Origin of the sequence: Citrobacter sp. S55_ASV_140 (genome assembly GCF_018919505.1) — a bacterium.
Classification (GTDB): domain Bacteria; phylum Pseudomonadota; class Gammaproteobacteria; order Enterobacterales; family Enterobacteriaceae; genus Citrobacter; species Citrobacter werkmanii.
Genome location: NZ_JAHLQZ010000003.1, coordinates 1 through 21,278, shown reverse-complemented (window position 1 = coordinate 21,278; position 21,278 = coordinate 1). Strand labels below are relative to the sequence as shown.

The 21,278-nt window shown below is 52.7% G+C and carries 22 protein-coding genes; 19 read left to right on the top strand and 3 right to left on the bottom strand.

Translation table 11 applies throughout. The annotated features are described in order from the left end of the window. The first annotated feature begins 27 nt into the window (after positions 1–27). From KQJ18_RS01035 to KQJ18_RS00955, 17 genes are all read left to right on the top strand, one after another. Positions 28–948 carry a S49 family peptidase gene (locus KQJ18_RS01035; protein ID WP_038641339.1) on the top strand — a complete coding sequence of 307 codons (921 nt, stop codon included), beginning with the start codon at positions 28–30 and terminating at the stop codon, positions 946–948. Positions 949–1,020: 72 nt separating this feature from the next. Next, entirely contained in the window at positions 1,021–2,307 is a 1,287-nt protein-coding gene (locus KQJ18_RS01030; protein WP_199952184.1) for a phage major capsid protein, read from the top strand. A 98-nt stretch (positions 2,308–2,405) separates the two neighbouring features. After that, on the top strand, positions 2,406–2,783 hold the full coding sequence (locus KQJ18_RS01025; protein WP_199952183.1) for a hypothetical protein: 378 nt from the start codon (positions 2,406–2,408) through the stop codon (positions 2,781–2,783). Then, a complete protein-coding gene (locus tag KQJ18_RS01020; RefSeq protein ID WP_199952182.1) occupies positions 2,764–3,081 on the top strand; it encodes a head-tail connector protein in 318 nt (105 codons plus the stop codon). The genes KQJ18_RS01025 and KQJ18_RS01020 overlap by 20 nt, the downstream gene beginning before the upstream one ends. Next, on the top strand, positions 3,078–3,428 hold the full coding sequence (locus KQJ18_RS01015) for a phage head closure protein (protein ID WP_003832373.1): 351 nt from the start codon (positions 3,078–3,080) through the stop codon (positions 3,426–3,428). The genes KQJ18_RS01020 and KQJ18_RS01015 overlap by 4 nt, the downstream gene beginning before the upstream one ends. Continuing rightward, positions 3,397–3,786, top strand: coding sequence for a hypothetical protein (locus KQJ18_RS01010; RefSeq protein WP_100194322.1), 390 nt, complete (start codon positions 3,397–3,399; stop codon positions 3,784–3,786). The genes KQJ18_RS01015 and KQJ18_RS01010 overlap by 32 nt, the downstream gene beginning before the upstream one ends. Beyond that, complete coding sequence (locus KQJ18_RS01005; RefSeq protein WP_199952181.1) at positions 3,783–4,184, top strand: HK97-gp10 family putative phage morphogenesis protein; 402 nt, start codon at positions 3,783–3,785, stop codon at positions 4,182–4,184. The genes KQJ18_RS01010 and KQJ18_RS01005 overlap by 4 nt, the downstream gene beginning before the upstream one ends. Before the next feature lie 33 nt (positions 4,185–4,217). After that, the gene (locus KQJ18_RS01000; RefSeq protein ID WP_199952180.1) at positions 4,218–4,700 is read left to right on the top strand and encodes a phage tail protein; all 483 of its coding nucleotides are present in this window, start codon (positions 4,218–4,220) and stop codon (positions 4,698–4,700) included. A 61-nt stretch (positions 4,701–4,761) separates the two neighbouring features. Next, on the top strand, positions 4,762–5,124 hold the full coding sequence (locus KQJ18_RS00995; protein WP_032949492.1) for a phage tail protein: 363 nt from the start codon (positions 4,762–4,764) through the stop codon (positions 5,122–5,124). Between the two features lie 247 nt (positions 5,125–5,371). Next, the gene (locus tag KQJ18_RS00990; RefSeq protein WP_199952179.1) at positions 5,372–8,674 is read left to right on the top strand and encodes a phage tail tape measure protein; all 3,303 of its coding nucleotides are present in this window, start codon (positions 5,372–5,374) and stop codon (positions 8,672–8,674) included. Further along, on the top strand, positions 8,675–9,007 hold the full coding sequence (locus KQJ18_RS00985; RefSeq protein WP_086538890.1) for a phage tail protein: 333 nt from the start codon (positions 8,675–8,677) through the stop codon (positions 9,005–9,007). An 8-nt stretch (positions 9,008–9,015) separates the two neighbouring features. Continuing rightward, positions 9,016–9,711: a phage minor tail protein L gene (locus tag KQJ18_RS00980; protein WP_199952178.1), complete on the top strand. Its 696-nt coding sequence runs from the start codon at positions 9,016–9,018 to the stop codon at positions 9,709–9,711. A gap of 11 nt (positions 9,712–9,722) precedes the next feature. Next, complete coding sequence (locus KQJ18_RS00975) at positions 9,723–10,457, top strand: Mov34/MPN/PAD-1 family protein (protein ID WP_216421249.1); 735 nt, start codon at positions 9,723–9,725, stop codon at positions 10,455–10,457. Continuing rightward, complete coding sequence (locus KQJ18_RS00970; protein WP_199952176.1) at positions 10,355–11,032, top strand: tail assembly protein; 678 nt, start codon at positions 10,355–10,357, stop codon at positions 11,030–11,032. The genes KQJ18_RS00975 and KQJ18_RS00970 overlap by 103 nt, the downstream gene beginning before the upstream one ends. 71 nt (positions 11,033–11,103) lie before the next feature. Next, a complete protein-coding gene (locus tag KQJ18_RS00965; RefSeq protein ID WP_199952175.1) occupies positions 11,104–14,484 on the top strand; it encodes a host specificity protein J in 3,381 nt (1,126 codons plus the stop codon). A 68-nt stretch (positions 14,485–14,552) separates the two neighbouring features. Then, positions 14,553–17,123 carry a phage tail protein gene (locus KQJ18_RS00960; protein ID WP_199952174.1) on the top strand — a complete coding sequence of 857 codons (2,571 nt, stop codon included), beginning with the start codon at positions 14,553–14,555 and terminating at the stop codon, positions 17,121–17,123. Continuing rightward, positions 17,123–17,701, top strand: coding sequence for a tail fiber assembly protein (locus tag KQJ18_RS00955; RefSeq protein ID WP_199952173.1), 579 nt, complete (start codon positions 17,123–17,125; stop codon positions 17,699–17,701). The genes KQJ18_RS00960 and KQJ18_RS00955 overlap by 1 nt, the downstream gene beginning before the upstream one ends. A 19-nt stretch (positions 17,702–17,720) precedes the next feature. On the opposite strand, the gene KQJ18_RS00950 is transcribed toward KQJ18_RS00955, so the two are convergent. Further along, positions 17,721–18,299: a DapH/DapD/GlmU-related protein gene (locus tag KQJ18_RS00950; protein ID WP_199952172.1), complete on the bottom strand. Its 579-nt coding sequence runs from the start codon at positions 18,297–18,299 to the stop codon at positions 17,721–17,723. 323 nt (positions 18,300–18,622) lie between these two features. After that, positions 18,623–18,865, bottom strand: a complete 243-nt coding sequence (locus tag KQJ18_RS00945) for a DinI-like family protein (protein WP_199952171.1) — start codon at positions 18,863–18,865, stop codon at positions 18,623–18,625. 77 nt (positions 18,866–18,942) lie between these two features. Here KQJ18_RS00945 and KQJ18_RS00940 point away from each other — a divergent pair, with 77 nt between their 5' ends. Beyond that, positions 18,943–19,362, top strand: coding sequence for a translesion error-prone DNA polymerase V autoproteolytic subunit (locus tag KQJ18_RS00940; protein ID WP_199952170.1), 420 nt, complete (start codon positions 18,943–18,945; stop codon positions 19,360–19,362). A 1-nt stretch (position 19,363) separates the two neighbouring features. After that, on the top strand, positions 19,364–20,632 hold the full coding sequence (locus KQJ18_RS00935; RefSeq protein WP_199952169.1) for a Y-family DNA polymerase: 1,269 nt from the start codon (positions 19,364–19,366) through the stop codon (positions 20,630–20,632). Here KQJ18_RS00935 and KQJ18_RS00930 read toward each other — a convergent pair. Continuing rightward, positions 20,625–21,278, bottom strand: a 654-nt coding sequence (locus KQJ18_RS00930; RefSeq protein WP_216421247.1) for an SOS response-associated peptidase, incomplete at its 5' end; no start/stop codon positions are given. The genes KQJ18_RS00935 and KQJ18_RS00930 overlap by 8 nt on opposite strands.

Here is a 21,278-nt window from a genome sequence, read left to right as displayed (position 1 = left end):
CGCTGCGGGCTGACCTGGTATATTCTCATGACAACAAAATTAATTAATCTGCCGCATCTGGCAGAGATGGTCTTTGGCGTTCCTCATTACGCTACACAACAGACGATGGACGCCGTGAAGGCGGTATTGCTTCCCCGTATTCAGGGAACTGTGACGGATCCGGTCATTACGATGGCGCTAAATCCGGATGATTCGCCATCCCCGGAAGAGCTTCAGCCAGCCAGTGGTATTGCTGTGATACCTGTTCACGGGATACTGGTCCCCCGGCGAGGGCAAATTACAGCGATGTGTACCGAACTGACAAGCTATGAGCGAATCCGCAGCCAGCTGCATTCGGCATTAAATGACCCATCCATCAGTGAAATCGTTTTGGATATTAATTCCGGCGGCGGTTTAGCATCTGGGTGCAAAGAGCTGGCTGATTATATTTATCAGTCGCGAGAAACGAAACCGATCACCGCTATTGTGAACTTTAATGCCTTCTCTGCCGCGTATTTTATCGCGTCGGCCTGCAGCAAGATTGTCGCCAGTCAGACCAGTGGCGTTGGCTCTATCGGGGTGATCATGGAGCACCTTGATACGTCAAAGCTGGAAGAGATCATGGGCGTAAAATTTACTGCACTCTACCGGGGAGATAACAAGAATAATGGCACGTCACATGCCGCGTTGAGTGAATCGGCTCTGACGATGTTCAACAAAATGCTCGACGATATGTACGAGACATTTATCTCCTCTGTTGCTGAGTACCGTGGCCTTAAACAGCAGTCCGTAATCGATACCCAGGCGGGACTTTACTTCGGCGCTGATGCCATTTCTGCTGGTCTTGCTGATGAAGTTTCGGATCCTCAGTCCGCGATTAATGCCATTGCGGCAAAGTACAAACAACCTCAACAAACCACTTCCATAAAGTTGCAGGCAGCCGCGATGGACCTGCAAACAAGAATGTAACCCGGCGCTAACGCGTCATTACCAGAAAGCAGCCTGTTGGCTGCTTTTTTTATGCCAAAAAGAGAGAAAACTATGCCACAGATTGAAGAATTACGTCGTCAGCGTGCGGGTATTAATGAACAGGTACAGGCCCTGGCCACGATTGAAACTACCGGTGGAACGCTGACAGCGGAGCAGTTAACCGAATTTGCCAGCCTGCAGCAGCAGTTTACAGATATCAGCGCCAAGATTGAGCGTCTGGAAGCAGCTGAACGTGCTGCAGCGCTTGTTGCCAAACCGGTTAAAGGTACACAACAGGCTCCGGGTATCAGCGTTAAAGCAGAGCCAAAGCAATATACCGGCGCAGGAATGACCCGTCTGGTAATGTCGATTGCGGCAGCACAGGGTAACGTCCTGGACGCTGCGAAATTTGCAGCTGAAGAACTGAATGACCAGTCTGTCTCGATGGCCATCAATACAGCCGCCGCGTCAGGTGGCGTTCTTATTCCGCAAAACCTGCACAGCGAGGTGATCGAACTGCTGCGCGATCGCACCATCGTTCGTAAGCTGGGCGCGCGCTCCATTCCGCTGCCGAACGGCAATATGGCACTGCCGCGTCTGGCCGGTGGTGCGACGGCGAGCTACACCGGGGAAGGCAAGGATGCGAAAACATCAGAAGCGCGCTTCGATGATGTGAAACTCACTGCGAAAACCATGATTGCAATGGTGCCAATCTCCAACCAGCTGATTGGTCGTGCTGGCTACAACGTAGAGCAGCTGGTTCTGCAGGATATTCTGACCGCGATTTCTGTTCGTGAAGATAAAGCCTTTATGCGCGATGACGGTACTGGCGATACGCCTGTCGGTATGAAAGCGCGGGCAACTGAGTGGAACCGCCTGCTGCCGTGGGTAGCTGCTGCAGAGGTTAATCTGCAGACGATTGATACCTATCTCGACAGCATTATCCTGATGGCTATGGACGGCAACAGCAACATGATCAGCTGCGGCTGGGGTATGTCGAACCGTACCTACATGAAACTGTTCGGTCTGCGCGACGGTAACGGTAATAAGGTCTACCCGGAAATGGCCCAGGGGATCCTGAAGGGATTTCAGATTCAGCGTACCAGCGCTATCCCGGCAAACCTCGGTGACGCAGGCAAAGAGTCGGAAATTTACTTCGCTGACTTTAATGATGTGGTTATCGGTGAAGACGGCAACATGAAGGTGTCGTTCTCGCAGGAAGCCTCCTACCAGGACGGGGATGGCAATCTGGTTTCCGCGTTCTCCCGTAACCAGTCGTTGATCCGCGTGGTGACGGAGCACGATATCGGCTTCCGTCATCCGGAAGGTCTTGTTCTCGGGACAAAAGTGCTGTTTTAACTGGTCCTGCACGCTGTGCGACCACGGTCGCACAGCGTAAAAAGCACGTAATCCCCCAGGCCCGCAGCAGCGGGTTTTTTCTTTTCAGGAGCAAAACGATGACGACGAAAGCGGCAAAAGCAGCGGCAGCGGCGGCTGCAGCCGGTGATGTGAAAAAGCAGGATGAACTGACGCCGGAAAATACAGTGAACGGGGATGGCGGTCAGAATACTGCAGCGGGTTCAGGTGATACAGGTGTTGATCTGACCGGAAGTGAAACAAACGGGGCCACGCGCCTGACGGGAGCAGAAGTGGCGCGGAAAGCGGTTTTTTTCCTGGGACCCTATCATCGTTATTCACGCGGTGATACGGCCTGTTTTGATGCTGAGTACGCAGAGAAACTGGTTGAACGCCATATTGCGGTATGGCCAGAAGATGCGGAAAAGGCGCTGAGTCCCCGCAAGGGAGCCGATGACCATGATACTGACATTGGATGAAGTGAAAACCCAGCTCCGTCTGGAGCCGGATTTCACGGAGCATGACGACATGCTCACTAAAATGGTGGCGGCAGCGCAGAAGAGTATTGAGCGTGACTACTACTGCAAACTGGTGGGAAGCGATGACGAACTGCAGGCGCTGCCGGAAGGGGTACGCGGTTTTGTGGCGGATGAAGATATCCAGCTGGCCATGCAGTATCTGGTCGGGGATGCGTATCTGAATGGTTTCACTGGTCAGTGGCTGGAGACGGCTGCGGTCCGGCACCTTCTTTTCCCGTTGCAGGAGAACACGGTATGAGCCTGAAGCCGGAAGAAATGACCTGCCGTCTTTCGATTGGGTATATGCAATCCGGCCGGGGGCCGCTGGGTGAACATCTGCCGGAACAACTGGTCGCGACCGGGAAAGCCTGGGCGAAGCGCGAGCTGGTATCGGGCAGAAAGGTCCGCACACTGGATCAACAGCAGGTTGTTGAAACGTGTCTTTTTACCACTCATCCGAACCTGAATATTGATATCGACTGGAAAATAACGACGTCTGACCGGGTTTATACCGTTCGTAACGTCGAACGTCTTGCGGACCGCATCATCATCACAGGGGAGGCAGACGCACGTCATGATCGAGCTGGCATTAAAGACAGCACTTGAACGCCTGACCGGGCTGGATGTTTATCCTCTGCTCCTGCCTGATGAGCTGCAGGAGGGGATTACTTACCAGTGTATTTCCGATCCGGAGCTGTACGCCGGACTGTTGCGCACAGGTCTGATTGCGGGCCGCTTCCAGATAGCGATTCATCTGCTTAATGACTACACCCGCCTGTTACAGCTGGATAAGAAAATCAGCGCGGAATGGACCGCTATCGTGCATGGCCAGTTGGAGGGTTTTCCCGTGCAGAATGTGGTCCGTGGTGGAATACAGCAGAGTAAAACGGTACTGACCAGCGGCAATATTCAGTACCGGCTCGTGCGGGATTTTACCTTTCACTACCGGGACGTCTCACCATGATCACTATGGACGTAAAAGGGCTGGACGAGCTGGAGCGGCAGCTTACTGCGCTCGGTGAAAAGGTCGGCACGAAGGTGTTACGTGATGCAGGGCGTGAGGCGCTGAAAGTGGTGGAAGAAGACATGAAACAACATGCCGGCTTCGACGATGCGTCCTCTGCAGAGCATATGCGTGATTCCATCAAAATTCGCTCTTCCACCCGGAAAGGTCGCGGAAATACGGTGGTCACCCTTCGGGTTGGCCCCAGCAAAAAGCATTACATGAAAGCGCTGGCCCAGGAGTTCGGGACGGTTAAACAGGTTGCCGATCCGTTCATCCGTCCGGCACTGGATTACAACGTCCAGAAGGTTCTGCGCATTCTGACCGTAGAAATCCGCAATGGCATTAAGAACAGGTAGCAACCGCTGCCCACTATTTAAGAGAGAATCATTATGGTTGATGAAAATAACACGCCAAAATCATCCCCTGAGTACGCAATGCTTCCTGCCGGGACGGTGGTGAAGTTTGGCGAAGTAAACGCCGCCGTGGCGGCACTCAAACCCCTGATTAACTGTAAGGCGCTGGGCGCGACAGGTCAGACGGGAGGATTTGTCGACTGTACCACCCTGCTGGACAAGAGTAAGCAGTCAATATCCGACCTTCCGGAAGGGCCGGAGAAATCGCTGGGATTCATTGACGACCCGGGAAACGAGGATTTCACCGCGTTCCTCAATGCTGCAGAGCAGCGTAAGACCGTTCAGTTTTATATTGAGCTGCCGAACAAACGAACGGCCTCAATGATCCTCGCGCTTTCAGGCTGGCAGATGAACGAAATCACAGCGCCTGCCAGTGAAGTTATCCAGATTACAGTGCAGGGTAAGCAAAACAACATTAAATGGGGGATCGCCGCCCCGGCGCCAGATGCCGGAGCGTAATCCGTTTCCCGTTACACACCGCCTCCGGGCGGTTTTTTTCGTCTGAAAAACAGGATGCACCATGTCTGAATTTAGCCTCTCCGCACTGAAAAATGCACTGCTCAAAACGAAATCCACGCCTACTGAAACTGAAATTTTAGGCACAAAGGTTTACCTGCGCCGGCTAACGGCGGCTGAGCTTATTGATCATGAAGATGCACTCATCGAGGCGCAGACCTCTGGCAATGCCCGCATGGCGTCTGAGCTGAGCGTACAGATTGTTATCGACAGCCTGGTTCAGCCTGACGGCTCGCCGATTAAAGCCAAAGACAAACCCACGGCGAAGGAACTGCTGGCGGCACACGATAACGTTGTGCTTCTGGATGCCATCGACAAAGTGAAAAAGCACGCCATTGGTAAGCTGGAAACCGCCGAAAAAAACTGAGTGACTCGCCCTGGCTGGAGCTGATTTTCTGGCTGGCCGACCGCTGGGGCGAGCCTGACCCGTCAAAAATTGCGGCGCTTCCGGCTGACACGCTTTTCCACTGGCGTGCTTTCTTCCTCAAACAGGGCATTTTCAAAAAGCCTTCGCCAGAAGGTTCTGACAATAACCCGCCCCCTGTTAAATCACCCGCAGCAGCGAACCAGAGTCTGGATGCGCAGTGTGCGGCAGTCATTAAGGTATTAATGTAATGGGTGACGTTGCCTCTCTTGCCGTTGGGCTGCATCTGAATGCAGCGAACTTTAAATCGCAGCTGATGAGCGCCTACGGCAGCGCTGAGAGTCAGTCACGCCAGTTTAACCGCAATGCCCAGGCTGATGCGAAAAAGACAGAGGATGCCTATAAGCGTGTTTCCGCTTCGGTATCGGGGCTGGCTGGCAGGCTGGCAGGTTTTGCCGGGGCGGGTTTATCGCTGGGTACCATTATCAGCACCACGCGGCAGTACAGCCAGTCGTTGTCGGATTTGCAGGCTATCACCGGTGCCACCAGTGCGCAGATGAAACTGTACGATCAGGCGGCGCAGGAAATGGGCCGCACAACGGAATTCAGCGCATCACAGGCCGCCGAGGCCATTAAACTGATGGCTTCGGCAAAGCCTGAACTGCTGAGTACCTCTGCGGGGCTGACTGCGGCGACCAAAAGCGCATTAACGCTGGCCCAGGCGGCAGGGACGACGCTTCCGGATGCCACCCGAACGCTGGCCCTGTCATTAAACCAGTTTGGGGCGGGAGCCAGTGAAGCCGACCGGTATATCAACGTGCTGGCTGCTGGCGCGAAATTTGGCTCATCGGAGATAGCCGATACTGCTGCCGCGATTAAAAATGGCGGGGTGGCAGCGGCACAGGCTGGCGTGGGTTTTGAAACCCTCAATGCCGCCATACAGATACTGGCGGAGCGCGAAGTGAAAGGCGGCGAAGCCGGGACCGCACTGCGCAACGTGATCCTGAATCTGGAGAAGGGAACCGATAAGACCCTGAAGCCTTCTGTTGTCGGGCTGAGCCAGGCTCTGGAGAACCTGGCGGGAAAAAACCTGTCAACCAGGCAGGCCGTAAAGCTGTTCGGGGTGGAAAACCTCAGCGCGGCATCTATCCTGGTGCAGAACCGCGAGAAGGTGGAGTCGCTGACCGCCGCCCTGACCGGTACGCAGACCGCGCATGAGCAGGCCGAAATCAGGGTAAATAACCTGAACGGCGATCTTCTCAGCCTGACTTCGGCTTTTGAAGGTCTGATTATTAAGGTAGGACAGAGCGGAAACGGTCCGCTGCGCAGTGGTGTTCAGACCGTTACCGATGCCATTAATGGCCTGACGGATAATTTTAATACGGTCGCCAACGTTGCGCTGTATACGCTGATTCCTGTTCTGGCGACAAAACTGACGGCAGGTATCAGGGGGAACATTGGTGCCTGGGTTGAGCAGCAGCAGGCAGTCAGGGCCAGCGCGATGGCGCAGGCCGATATGGCGCGCAAAACGCTGGAAAGTACCGCTGCCACGCTGGCACAGAATAACGCAGAATTCGGGCGTTATCGGGAAATGGAGAAAAGCGCCAGACAATTTGGCCTTAACGTGAGTTACCAGAGCGAGTTTAACCGCTTAATCCGGCAGGAAACCGAGCAGACACTGCTCTCCACCCAGGCAAAGAGCCAGCTGAATGCTGCCAATAAACAGCTTTCCGTTTCAGCCCGCGCAGTCTCTGCAGCAGTAGGTATGGCCAGAGGGGCGCTGGCACTGGTGGGCGGTCCGGTGGGGGCGGCGATGCTTGCCGGTTCGGCGTTGCTCTATTTCCATAATCAGGCGAAGAATGCCCGCCAGTCAGCGATTGACCTGAAAAATGCTGTTGTTGAAACGAATGAAGAGCTAAAAAAACTGTCGCTTAACCAGCTCAACGTGAAGCAGCTGGACATTGATGAACAGTTTGAGAATCAGGTTATTCAGCGAAATAAACTGATTAAAGAAATTCAGGATGCGGAAAGCCGTATTGATGGCTTGAGTGGCTTCGATCCGTTCGGACAACTTAAAGGCGTACAGAATGATAAAACCCGCTACAAAGGGGATCTGGATGCCGTTGAGCAGGGGTTAAAACTCCTCAAAGAACGGCAAAAAATAGTCAAAGAGGCCATTGAACACGCTAAATCAGGGAAAACCGAACCCACGCCGAAGCCGGATAAACCAGGGAATGAAACAGGGAGCGATAAACCTGATACCCCCTGGACCGGAGAAGGCGGGGATACAGGGAAGGGGCAAAAGGCGAAGGTTAACCAGTATGAGCAACTGCGGCGTGAAATCGAAGCGGCGCATGCCTCAAGTCTCGGACGTATCAACCTGCAGGAGCAGGAAAGCGCCAGAAAACTCCTTGAAGCCGCCCGCGCTGACGGAGCCAGCGAGGCTGATATTCAGAAGACGCTGCTGCTGAATGCTGAAAACTATCAGAAACAGCGCCTCGAACTGGCAGAACAGTATGCGCCAGCCAGAGCAACTCTTACGAAAGAGCGCGAAGCGAGCCAGGCGCTGAAGTCGCTCCTGGATGCCCGTCTTCTGGATGAAAAGGAATACCAGACGGCCAGAATCACACTGGCACAAAGTACGGCCCGCGAACTGTTGCAGGCACAGGCAGCGGCAATGTCTGCCCCTCTGATTGATATCGCCGGGACGGTTGATCCGCTGGCAGAACTGCGCAATCAACTGGCCGAGCGTCAGTCATTGCTGCAGGCTTTTTACCAGAACGATGCGATCAACAAAGAGCAGTACGAACTGCTGAAGCAAAAGGCGTATAAAGATTCTGCTGATGCGCAGTACCAGACAGCGGTGGAGCTTTATAAGTCGCAGGGGAATCTGAACAGCCTCGCCATCGGCCTGATGGAAACCACCCAGGAGCGAACCTCCAACATGCTGACCGGCATGCTGAATGGTACACAGACACTCCGGGGCGGGATGATTGGGTTGTTTGCCTCCATGACTCAGTCGGTGATTAAAAACCTTGTCGATATGGCAACGCAGGCGCTGATTACCAACACCATTCTGAAATCCATTATGGGAATCGGCGGCAGTCTTTTTGGCGGTGCAGCCACCGCAAGTACCGGCACGGCCATCAGCAGTTTTGGCAGCAGTTTTAGTTTTAATGCGAAGGGCGGTGTTTATGACTCACCTTCATTAAGTGCCTACAGTAACGGCATCTATGACAGCCCGACCCTGTTTGCTTTTGCTAAGGGGGCTGGCGTGTTTGGTGAAGCTGGCCCGGAAGCCATTATGCCTCTGGCAAAAACGACTGACGGTACGCTGGGTGTCAGGGCGCTGGGGGACCCGGGTTCCTCTGGTAGTGGTATGAATGGGGGGATTGTTTATTCACCTGAGTATCACATTACCATCCAGAATGACGGGCAAAACGGGCAGATAGGGCCGCAGGCATCGCAGATGCTGGTCAAAATGGTCGACACGCGTGTCATGAGTATCCTGAGAACTCAGGGACGTGATGGCGGCATGCTGGCGGGAGGATAAGTGAAAACCTTTCATTGGGTACCCCGGGAGGGGATGCCGTCTTCTGTTTCCCCTTCGGTGACAACCATTAAATTTGGGGATGGTTATGAGCAACGTCGCCCGACCGGACTCAACCATCAGTTAATTAACTTCCAGCCTGTTTTCCGTATCACGTCGGACAATTCCCGCACCGCACTTGAAGCGTTTCTGGTCGAGCATGGAGGATATAAAGCCTTTCTGTGGCGACCGCCAAAATACAACCGCACGATTAAAGTTGTCTGCCGGGAATGGTCTGTTACGGACAACGTCACGTATTCTGATTTCAGCTGTAAATTTGAGCAGGTCATTGCTTAAGGATCCTTATGCAGGATATACCTCAGAACACCCTCAACGAAACCACGAAAACCGAGCAGTCGGCCCGCATTGATTTGTGGGAAATCGACCTGACGGCCTTTGGTGGCCAGCGTTACTATTTTTCAAATGAAGCGAACGAGAAGGGCGAGCCGGTCACCTGGCAGGGCCGGAAGTATGACGTTTACCCGATACAGGGAACCGGATTCGACCTGGTGGGGAAAGGAACTTCCGCCCGCCCGACGCTGGCAGTGTCGAACCTGTTTGGCATGGTTACGGGACTTGCGGCAGATATGCAGAGCCTCGTCGGGGCCACGGTGGTAAGGCATGTTGTATACGCCCGTTTTCTCGATGCGGTGAACTTTACAGGCGGTAACCCGGAGGCCGATCCGGAACAGGAAGTGGTCAGCCGCTGGGTGATTGAACAACTGTCGGAGCTGAAAGCCACCACGGCGACCTTTGTGCTGGCCACACCGACCGAAACGGACGGCAGCGTGTTTCCGGCGCGGATCATGCTGGCTGATGTCTGCAGCTGGACCTACCGTTCTGATGAGTGCGGCTATGCCGGTCCGCCTGTGGCGGATGAGTTTGACAAGCCCACGACAGACCCGGCAAAAGATGCCTGCAGCAAATGCCGTACCGGCTGCGAGCTGCGTGATAACCTGCCGCGCATCGGCTGCTTCCTCTCGATTAACCGTCTTTCCTGATGGATACACATATGAACAAAACTATCCTGGCGCATGCTGCTGCGTGTGCGCCCGCTGAATCATGCGGCTGGGTGGTGAATACGCCTGCCGGGGAGCGGTATTTTCCCTGCCAGAATCTTTCCGCTGAACCGACCCTGTATTTCCGCATGGATCCGGCAGATTACCTTCAGGCGCAGGCGGCGGGCGATGTGGTGGCCCTGGTACACAGCCATCCTGATGGCCAGCCGTTTCTCAGCGATGTCGATCGCCGCCTGCAGGTGCAAAGTGGCCTGCCGTGGTGGCTGGTCTGCGATGACCGGATATACAAATTTCGCTGCATGCCTTTTCTCACCGGGCGGGCATTTGATCATGGCGTGATGGACTGTTACACCCTGTTCCGCGATGCGTACCATCTGGCCGGTATTGAGATGCCGGATTTTGCGCGGGGGGAGGACTGGTGGAAGCAGGGAGATAATCTCTATCTGGATAATCTGGAGGCGACCGGATTTTACCGCGTGAATGCCGCAGAGGCACAGCCCGGAGACATTCTGATTTGTTGTTTTGGTTCATCGATTGCCAACCATGCCGCGATTTACTGCGGCGACGGCGAACTGTTGCACCATATTCCTGACCAGCTAAGTAAACGCGAGAGGTATACCGACAAATGGCAACGCCGCACACACTCAATCTGGCGACACCGGGCATGGCACGAGTCTGCCTTCACGGGGATTTACAACGATTTGGCCGCCGCTTCAGCCTCAGTATAAAAACGGGGGCCGAGGCCATTTACGCGCTGGCCATGCAGATACCGGGCTTCCGGCAGAAGATGAATGATGGCTGGTATCAGATACGCATCGCCGGTCAGGATGTGGATGAAACCAGCGTGTCAGCCCGTCTGCATGAGTCACTGCCGGACGGGGCCATTATTCATATTATCCCGCGTATGGCAGGGGCAAAATCCGGTGGTCTGTTTCAGGTTGTATTGGGTGCCGTGGCAATCGGCGCGTCCTTTTTTACGGCAGGCACTTCAATGGCAGCCTGGGGAGCGGCGTTATCTGCCGGTGGTATTTCGGCATCCTCAGTTCTGTTTTCTATGGGGGCGGCCATGATGCTGGGTGGAGTGGCGCAGATGCTGACGCCGCAGGCAAAAATCCCCTCGTCCCGGCAGACTGATAACGGCAAACAGAACACCTGGTTTTCGTCACTGGACAACATGGTGGCGCAGGGTAATGCCCTGCCGGTGTTATACGGTGAAATGCTGGTCGGCTCCCGCACGATCTCCCAGGAAATCAGCACACGGGATGAAGGTGGTGGGGGACAGGTGGTGATCATCGGTCGCTGACTTACTGCAGCATATTTGTATTTACATAGAACCGCCTCCGGGCGGTTCTGTCGTTTCAGAGGGAACAGATTATGGGTAAGGGTGGTGGCAGCAGTAAAACACCGCATGAGGCTCCTGACGACCTGAAATCCAGTCAGATGCTGACGGTAGTTGATGCCATCTGCGAGGGACCGATTGAAGGTCCTGTGGACGGGCTAAAGAGTGTCAGAATTAACAAAACGCCGGTCCTCGACAGCGACGGTAACGCGATGGTTCACGGTGTCACCGTGGTTTACCGCGTGGGGGAGGATGAGCAGACCGCGATGGAGGGGTTCGAAGACTCCGGTGCGGAAATCCTGCTGAGTGTGGAGGTGAAGAAGTCAGAGCCAGTGACCCGCACCATTACCACCAAAACGCTGGACCGTCTGCGCTTTACCTTTGGTGTGCAGTCGCTGGTCAGCACCAGTACCAAAGGTGACCGCAACCCGACCAGCGTACAGATGCTGATCCAGTTTCGCCGGGATGGCCAGTGGCAGGTGGAGCGGGATATCACCATTACGGGGAAAACGACCACGCAGTTTCTGGCATCTGTGGTGATTGATGATTTACCGCCCCGGCCGTTTGAAGTCCGCATGCTTCGCCTCACTGATGACAGCACGACAGACCTGCTGCAGAACAAAACGGTGTGGTCGGGCTATACCGAAATCATCGATGTGAAACAGTGCTACCCGAACACCGCCGTTATCGGGGTAAAAGTGGATGCGGAGCAGTTTGGCAGCCAGCAGGTCACGCGAAACTATCACCTGCGCGGACGTATTGTGCCGGTGCCGTCGAATTACGATCCGTTAAAACGGACCTGTACGGGAATATGGGACGGAACGTTTAAACCCGCCTGGACAGATAATCCGGCCTGGTGTGTGCTGGATATGCTGACTCACCCGCGCTATGGCATGGGAAGCCGCATTGGTGTTGCCGATGTGGACAAGTGGGCGCTGTATGCCATTGCACAGTACTGCGATCAGCCTGTTCCTGACGGTTTTGGCGGGACGGAGTCGCGTATCACCTGCAATGCGTATCTGACGGACCAGCGCAAAGCGTGGGACGTGCTGGGGGACTTCTGTTCCCTGATGCGCTGTATGCCGGTCTGGAACGGCAGCACCCTGACGTTTGTGCAGGACTGGCCCGCCGATAAAGTCTGGACCTATACGCAGAGTAATGTGGTGATGCCCGCTGATGGTGCGCCGTTCATCTACAGCTTCAGCGCACTGAAAGAGCGCCACAATGCCGCCGAGGTCCGTTACACCGACCCGAACAACGGCTGGGAAACGTCAACTGAACTGGTGGAAAACGACGCTGCCATCCGGCGCTACGGTCGCAACGTTCTGAAGATGGATGCGTTCGCCTGTACCAGCCGTGGGCAGGCGCACCGCGCCGGACTATGGGCCATCACCACCGAATTGCTGGAAACGCAGACGGTGGATTTTTCCGTAGGAGCTGAGGGGCTGCGACATGTTCCCGGCGATATCATTGAGGTCTGTGACAGTGATTATGCTGGCGTGACCGTGGGCGGACGCATCCTGTCGGTCGACAGCCTTACGCGCACGCTCACGCTGGACCGTGAGGTGGAGATACCGGCAGGCGGCAATGTGGTGCTGAACCTTGTGGGCAGCAATGGCCAGCCTGTTACCGTCGCGGTCACCGCGCACCCCGCCCCGGACCGCGTCACCGTCAGCCAGTTACCCGATGGCGTGGCGGAGTACAGTGTGTGGGGGCTGAAACTGCCGGACCTGCGCCAGCGGCTGTTTCGCTGCGTGGCCATACGGGAAAACGATGACGGCACGTATGCCATTACCGCCGTACAACATGTCCCGGAGAAAGAGAGCATCGTGGACAACGGGGCAACGTTTGATCCGTTGCCGGACACCGGTATCACGAACACGCCGCCTGCCGTGCAGCACCTGACCACAGAGATTCTGGCGGAGGATGGGCAGTATCAGGCGCGGGCGCGATGGGATACCCCGCGTGTGGTTAAGGGGGTTAACTTTTCCCTGCGCCTGACGGTGAAAGCGGAAGATAACAGCGACCGGCTGGCCAGCAGCCTGACCCTGACCGAAACGGAGCATACTTTCCGTAACCTGACGCCGGGACGTTACACCCTGACGGTGCGGGCGGTGAATACCCAGGGACAGCAGGGTGAGCCTGCCAGCACGGATTTCAGCATCGCCGCGCCCGCAGTACCGTCTTATGTTGAGCTGACTCCAGGCTATTTCCAGATAACCGCCACCCCGCGCCAGGCGGTATATGACCCCACGGTGCAGTATGAATTCTGGTTTACGGATAAAAAAATCGCCGATATCCGCCAGGTGGAAACCGATGCGCGTTATCTCGGCACTGCGCTGTACTGGATTGCGGCCAGCAGCAGTATCAAACCCGGCAAGGATTATTACTTCTATATTCGGGCCGTGAACCAGGTCGGGAAATCGGCGTTCGTGGAGGCTAAAGGGCAGGCCAGCAACGATGCGGCGGGTTACCTGGATTTCTTCAAAGGGAAAATCACCGAAAGCCACCTGGGTAAAGAGCTGCTGGAGAAGGTGGAGCTGACGGAAGACAACGCCAGCCGGCTGGATCAGTTTTCTGAAGAGTGGCAGGACGCGAACGGCAAATGGAATGCCATGTGGGGTGTGAAGATAGAGCAGACCAAAGACGGGAAGCACTATGTTGCTGGTCTGGGCCTGAGCATGGAGGACACGGAAGAAGGGAAGGTAAGCCAGTTCCTGGTGGCGGCTGACCGTATCGCGTTTATCAACCCGGCGAACGGCAATGAAACACCTGCCTTCGTGATGCAGGGTGACCAGATATTTATGAACGAGGTGTTCCTCAAATATCTGACGGCCCCGAGCATCACCAGCGGCGGGAACCCGCCCACCTTTATGCTGACGCCTGACGGCAGGCTGACCGCCCGTAATGCAGATATAAGCGGACATATCAGCGCGAATTCCGGCATCCTCAATAATGTGACGATAGCGGAAAACTGCACCATCAACGGCACGCTGCGGGCAGAGAATATTGTCGGCGATATTGTTAAAGCTGTGGGGCGGGCTTTCCCCGGAAGTGCTACTCACCCGAATGGAACCCTCACGGTTCAGATACAGGATGATCAGCGTTTCGACAGGCAAATAATCATTCCGTCCATCACCTTTGCAGGAAGAAAAGGAAAATCAGAGACAAGCAACGAGATATGGACAGACTGTGGGCTTGTAGTGAAGCACAACGGCAGAGAGATATATAACGCAAACCCGGAGATATCAGCGAGATCATTCAGCACAGTCCTTGATATGCCAGCCGGAGGTGGAAATGTGACCCTGAGCTTTACGGTGTCATCTATTGACGGTGGTGGTGGCGCCGGGGCTTCTATCAGCAGCCTGCTGGTTATCTTGGTGAAGAAGAACAGCAATGGTATCAGCATTCGCTGATGCCTGAATCCTTAAACGAGCGCCTGAATGGGCGCTTTTTTATTGCTGAAAACAAGAGGTAATGACATATGTCAGTACAAATTTCTGGCGTATTAAAAGACGGAGCAGGGAAACCGGTACAGGGCTGCATCATCCAGCTGAATGCGAAGAAAACCAGCCCGACCGTTGTTGTGGAGGTGATTTCATCCACTGTGACAGACGCTAACGGCCACTACAGCATTGAGGCTGAACCGGGTTATTACAGTGTGTCGTTGGTGCGGGAAGGTTTTCCTCCCGTACTCGCTGGCGACATTTACGTGGCCCCGACCGATGCGCCGGATACCCTGAATGCGTTTCTCGATGCGCCAAAGGATGCGGACCTTCGTCCGGAGGTGATGAAACGCTTTGAGGAAATGGTAAACCGCGTTGTGGATTTGAGCGGTGCAACAGAAAAGGATCGGGAACACGCCGAACAGGCCGCACAGTCAGCAGAGCAGAGTAATGATGCGGCAGCGTTGTCTGCAACGGTTGCGGCGGAGTCACAGCGCCTGGCGGCGCTCTCTGCCGATGCTGCCGATGTGTCTGCCCGATCTGCCGAAGATAATGCCCGGCAGACAGCACAGGACGTTCTGGCCAGTGGTGCAGATGCGGACAGTGCGGCAAAGTCTGCACAGGCAGCGACGGAACAGGCCGGAGTGGCAAAAACTGCCGCTGATACGGCACAGAAATCGCAGCAGGAGGCAGGTGCTTCGGCACAGTCTGCAGCCGGAAGTGCCGAAAGTGCCGCTTCATCAGCACAAACAGCGGGGGAGCATGCCGGTAATGCAGCCTCATCTGAAACCTCTGCGCGTGAAAGCGCCCTCACGGCTACACAGGCTGCAGAACAGGGTAATAACAGCGCGGCAGTTGCAGCCCTGAGTGAACAGCATGCCAGGGAATTCAGCAACAAGGCCGCTAAGTCAGAAGCTGAAGCAGCAGCCAGTGCAGAATCGGCATCTTCAAGTGGAGCATCAGCCCTGCAGTCAGCCGAAACGGCTGAGAACCAGAAGAATGCAGCCGCTGAGAGTGCCACCCGTGCACAACAGGCCAGAGATGATGCGCTGACTTCCCGGAACGAGGCAGTAAAAGCTGCTGAAACAGCAGCGACAGACGCTGCAGAGAAAGCAGCAGGCAAGGTTTCGGAGCAACTGAAAGACGCTGTTGCCGATGATACTCAGCGCGCAGAAGCCGCGATGGCTGGCGCTGAAAGTGCAGCAGCAGCCTCACAGGGATACCGCGATGAAGCGCGGGATATTGCTGAAAGTCTGAAGCTGGGAGATGCCAGTACAACGCAAAAGGGGCTTGTGCAGTTAAGCAGCGATGACGACAGCGACAGTGAAGCCCTTGCAGCGACACCGAAAGCCGTTAAAAAAGTCAAAGACCTGACGAACCTGAAAGCCCCGCTGGACAGTCCTGAACTGACGGGGACTCCAACCGCCCCCACCCCGCCATTAAGTGTCAGCAACAAACAGATTGCGAATACCGAGTTCGTTCAGGCGGCGGTAGCTGCGTTAGTTGGCTCATCTCCTGAAGCACTGGACACTCTGGCTGAGTTGGCTAACGCATTAAACAATGACCCGAACTTTGCAACTACGATGCTCAATGCGTTATCGGGTAAACAGCCGCTTAACGAAACGCTGACTAATCTGAGTGGGAAAGATGTAACTGGCCTGCTCCAATACCTTGGTTTAGTAGAAACGATAAAACTTGCTGCCGGAGCGCTGCCGATAACAGGAGGTAATTTAAATGGACAAATTACCTTTTCATTATTGCACCCCAGAAATGGCGCCAACCACCTAATATACAATGGTGACGATAAGGGAATACTGGCTTGTGGATATGGTTATTATCAGGGCAGATTTGATATTCATTTTTATGACGAAAAAGGCGCATGGGCATCAAATCCAGTAGCTATCTGGCCAAATGGGAATTGTCAGTTTGGAAATGTTTTCGATAATGGAAAGAGAGTTTATTCACCAAATAATCTCCCTCCTGACTCCTACCCTGTAGGGGCGCCAATTCCCTGGCCTTCAGACATTCCACCTGCTAACCATGCGATTATGCAGGGACAGCAATTTAATAAATCTGCCTATCCACTACTGGCTATAGCTTATCCTTCTGGGATTATCCCTGATATGCGCGGTCAGACGATTAAAGGTAAACCTGACAGCGGTCGTGCTGTGTTGTCACAAGAACAGGATGGAATTAAATCGCATAACCATAATGCCTCTGCTGCAAATACTGACCTTGGGACAAAAGCTACAACGTCATTCGACTACGGTACTAAAACATCGTCAACATTTGATTATGGAACTAAAACAACAAGCAATGCAGGTGCTCATAGTCATCGAACAAAAATTGCGTACGGTGGTGGAGGGTCTACAACGGTCACAGCCAATGCCGGGGCAACCAGTTCATGGGCCACGGATACTATCGAGTCTGCCGGTGCGCATACACACACTGTTGGCATAGGCGCTCATACTCATACTGTTGGTATCGGAGCCCATATTCATAACGTAGTGTTGGGAGCACATAATCACGCAATTACGGTTGACACTGCGGGTAATACAGAAAACACCGTAAAAAATACAGCTTTTAACTACTTAGTGAGGCTTGCATAATGGCTTTTAAAATGACTGATAATGATCGAGTTATTACTATCTATAATCTTTCATCTTCCACGAATGAATTTATCGGTAAAGGAGATGGGTTTATCCCGGCAAATACGGGGCTACCCGCTTACAGTACCGATATTGCACCACCTTCAGTATCTGATGGCTTTGTTGCTGTTTTTAATTTTGAGTCAAATAAGTGGACGGTTATTGAAGACCATCGAGGGAAAACGGTTTACAACATACATACAGGGAGTGCCACCACGATTAGCCAGTTGGGGAACTTGCCTGATAGTGTTGTTACTGTTGCACCTGAAGATCAATTTGTTAAGTGGGACGGGGAAAAATGGGTGCATGATACTGAAGCAGAAAAAACGGCGCTGATTACTCTTTTGACGCAGCAAAAAGACAGTCTTCTGACATTTGCCACATCAAAAATCGGACCGCTACAGGATGCTGTTGATCTGAGCATTGCAACCGATGCGGAAACAGCGCTTTTACTGGCATGGAAAAAATATAGGGTCCTGATTAATCGTATTAAGCCAGATGATGCGTCAGATATTAGCTGGCCAGAACAACCAGCTTAGAGAATTAAGAGCAGTCATGTCAGTTTTGAATACATTTATTCTGAAATGTTACAGGCTGGATTTTACAAATGTATGTGGAGTCACTATCTATATTTGATAATACCATGGACATGGCTCCTATTTTAACATTATCACCAATAATAACACCGCCAATAATGCAAGAGTTTGCGCCAATAGTTACGTTATTACCTATAGTTGCTACGGAGTGATCATCATCATCTCTGACGCCTATTGTAACATTTTGATGTATAATGGCATTATTGCCTATTCTTACTGCATCAGAGATAACAACACCTGTTAGATGGACAAAATTCGGTTTTTTACCAATGGAAGCTCTTAAACCTATCTCTGATGCGTATTTGAATTGTAATGCCCAATTTATTTTTTTCGCGGTGCGTTTCTGAGATTTATTACCATGGATATACATTTGATTCGCGAGTCTCCACCACATTAAAAAATGGCGAGTCCGGCATCTATGAGCAATTAATAGGCGTAGTGGAGTTATTTTTCCCTTTGGTGTTATCTCATCTCTCCACATCTGTTTTAATGATTTGCTTTTTTTTGATAGTAAAAAAGTAATTATAGATATGGTTTTCATTTTTCATTGCCATATTAAATAAAGTAACGATTTCAGACATTTTTGAGTACACGTCACATCAAATGTCTGTCCAACGTTATAGCCATTTGAGGGAGGATAGCAAATAAGTTGCAGGGTGTCTGTAACAACCTCCAGAGTAACATGCTGGGTTTTTATACTTTGTTAAGTAGAGCTGAAATAATTACGTTATGGTATTATTGTTTACTGCCACTCCGTTAAAATGCGCATTAGGTATAATTATTGAAATTCTAATTATACCTAATGCTAATAATTTTGATTGGACGTAAGTAATAAAATGCATGTAAGTATATACTGTAAACACCTTACTCACTTACTATCCACATGTCAGCCTCTTCAAACATTTCCTGAACAGTACGGCTTATCTGTTCCTTCTCATGCTTGCTGGCGTCAGTGTTGATCGCCGGCAGTGTCATCATCGGCTTAACCCGAACATCAGCATCGGGGAAGATCCGGTTCACTCTCTTTCTCAATTCGTCCAGAATGATATCTTTTGCACTGGGCAGTCCATCAAAATTCCTTTTGTCATAAACGAGTTCCACGAACATGCTTTAACTCCTCTTTACTGTGTTTAATGTTAGTATATACTGTATATATAAACAGTATGAGCGCGAGTGAGTTTATTATGAAGTTTTATTCACCAGCTGAGTTGCGCCAGATAGTTGCGCTTCCTTTATTTAGTGATCTTGCTCCATGTGGTTTTCCCTCCCCGGCGCATGATTACGTTGAACAACGCATTGATCTCAATGAACTATTAGTTCAGCACCCATGTGCAACATATTTCGTGAAGTCATCCGGTGATTCTATGACTGGAGCGGGGATCGGGAATGGCGATTTGCTGGTCGTCGACCGTTCCAGAAAGCCTGCACATGGAGATATTGTTATCGCTGCCATTGATGGCGAGTTCACGGTTAAACGTCTTCAGCTACACCCAATACTTATGCTTGTTCCTGAAAACAGCTCCTATGCACCCATTATGATAAACAGCGAAGATACGCTGGATATCTTTGGGGTTGTGACGTTTATCGTGAAAGCGGCAAGCTGATATGTTTGCCCTGGTTGATGTGAATTCGTTTTATGCGAGTTGCGAGACTGCATTCCGGCCAGATCTGAAAGGCAGGCCGGTAGTTGTTCTGTCAAATAACGATGGCTGCGTGATCGCCCGCAACGCTGAAGCCAAAAGAGCTGGTGTGAAAATGGGGGATCCGTATTTCAAGCAGAAGGACTTATTCCGTCGATATGGTGTGGTTTGTTTCAGCAGCAATTACGAGCTTTATGCAGATATGTCCAGCAGAGTAATGTCCACGCTGGAGGCAATGTCTCCCCGCTGCGAAATATATTCAATTGATGAAGCCTTCTGTGACCTGACAGGTGTAAGAAACTGCCGGGTTCTGCAGGAGTTTGGGCAGGAATTAAAAGACGCCGTTTATCAAAATACGGGTCTGGCGGTTGGCGTTGGTATTGCTCAGACAAAGACGCTGGCGAAACTGGCGAATCATGCCGCCAAAAAATGGCTGAGACAAACGGGTGGGGTGGTGGACTTATCTAACCTGGATCGCCAGCGCAAACTGATGGCTGCACTGCCGGTTGATGAAGTCTGGGGAGTAGGGCGCCGTATCAACAAAAAGCTGGAGGCAATGGGGATTAAAACGGTTCTGGATCTGGCTGATACTGATATTCGTTTTATCCGGAAGCACTTTAATGTTGTCCTCGAGAGAACGGTGCGCGAACTGCGCGGCGAACCCTGTCTTGAACTGGAGGAGTTTGCGCCAGTAAAGCAGGAAATTGTTTGTTCCCGGTCATTCGGGGAGCGTATTACTGATTATGACGCTATGCGGCAGGCCATCTGCAGTTATGCGTCGCGCGCAGCAGAAAAGTTACGTGGAGAGCATCAGTATTGCCGCTTCATATCGACTTTTGTTAAAACGTCACCCTTTGCGTTGAACGAACCGTACTACGGTAACAGCGCGTCGGTGAAGCTGCTCACCCCGACACAGGACAGCCGGGATATCATAGCAGCAGCGACGCGGAGTCTGGATGCAATATGGAAAGACGGACACCGATATCAGAAAGCCGGGGTAATGCTGGGGGAGTTCTTCAGTCAGGGCATCGCCCAGTTGAATCTGTTCGATGATAATGCGCCGCGCCGGGGTAGTGAGAAATTGATGGAAGTTCTGGATCATCTGAATGCAAAGGAAGGAAAGGGGGCGCTTTATTTCGCCGGACAGGGGATCCAGCAACAGTGGGCGATGAAGAGAGAGATGCTATCACCACGTTACACGACCCGCTATGAGGACTTGCTTCAGGTTAAGTAACAGGCTTAATTAAATCTGCTCCCTGATTTTTCACATTCCCGACGGCACGCGTCACGGCGTGCCATATAAATTTATCAGCTGGCACGGAACCGTCGGTAGCAATTTCCGCAGCTTCTTTCCCTCCGACGTCCTGCCTCATCCAGTTGCGAGCAGCTTCTGGTGACAGCACCAGTGGCCGCCTGTCGTGAATATCTACCAGTCCTCTGTCGGCAGCAGCTGTCACTATCAGAAAACCTTCTGCTTCATCTCCACGTTCGAATGGTGTGCTACCGATCGCCGCCATAAATATTGGCTTACCGTCTGCCCGGTGAATAAAGTAGGGCTGTTTTTTGTCGCCTTCCTTTCTCCACTCAAACCATCCATCAGCAAAGCAAATTGCGCGACCATGTTGCCAGAGTGGTTTAAACATTCTGCTGGTGGCCGCAGTTTCAGACCGTGCGTTAATTAGCGGCGGTTTATCCCACCAACCTGGGGCGTATCCCCAGATAACTGGATCAAGATGCAACTGCTCATCACGTTCGCTCAGAAGCAGAACTTTTGTTCCTGGTGCTACGTTGAATCTTCCGATTGGTTCTGGATCGTATGGAATATCGCGTTCTGATTCATCAGCGAGCAGGGCAAGATAATCTTCACGCGTCATTGACTG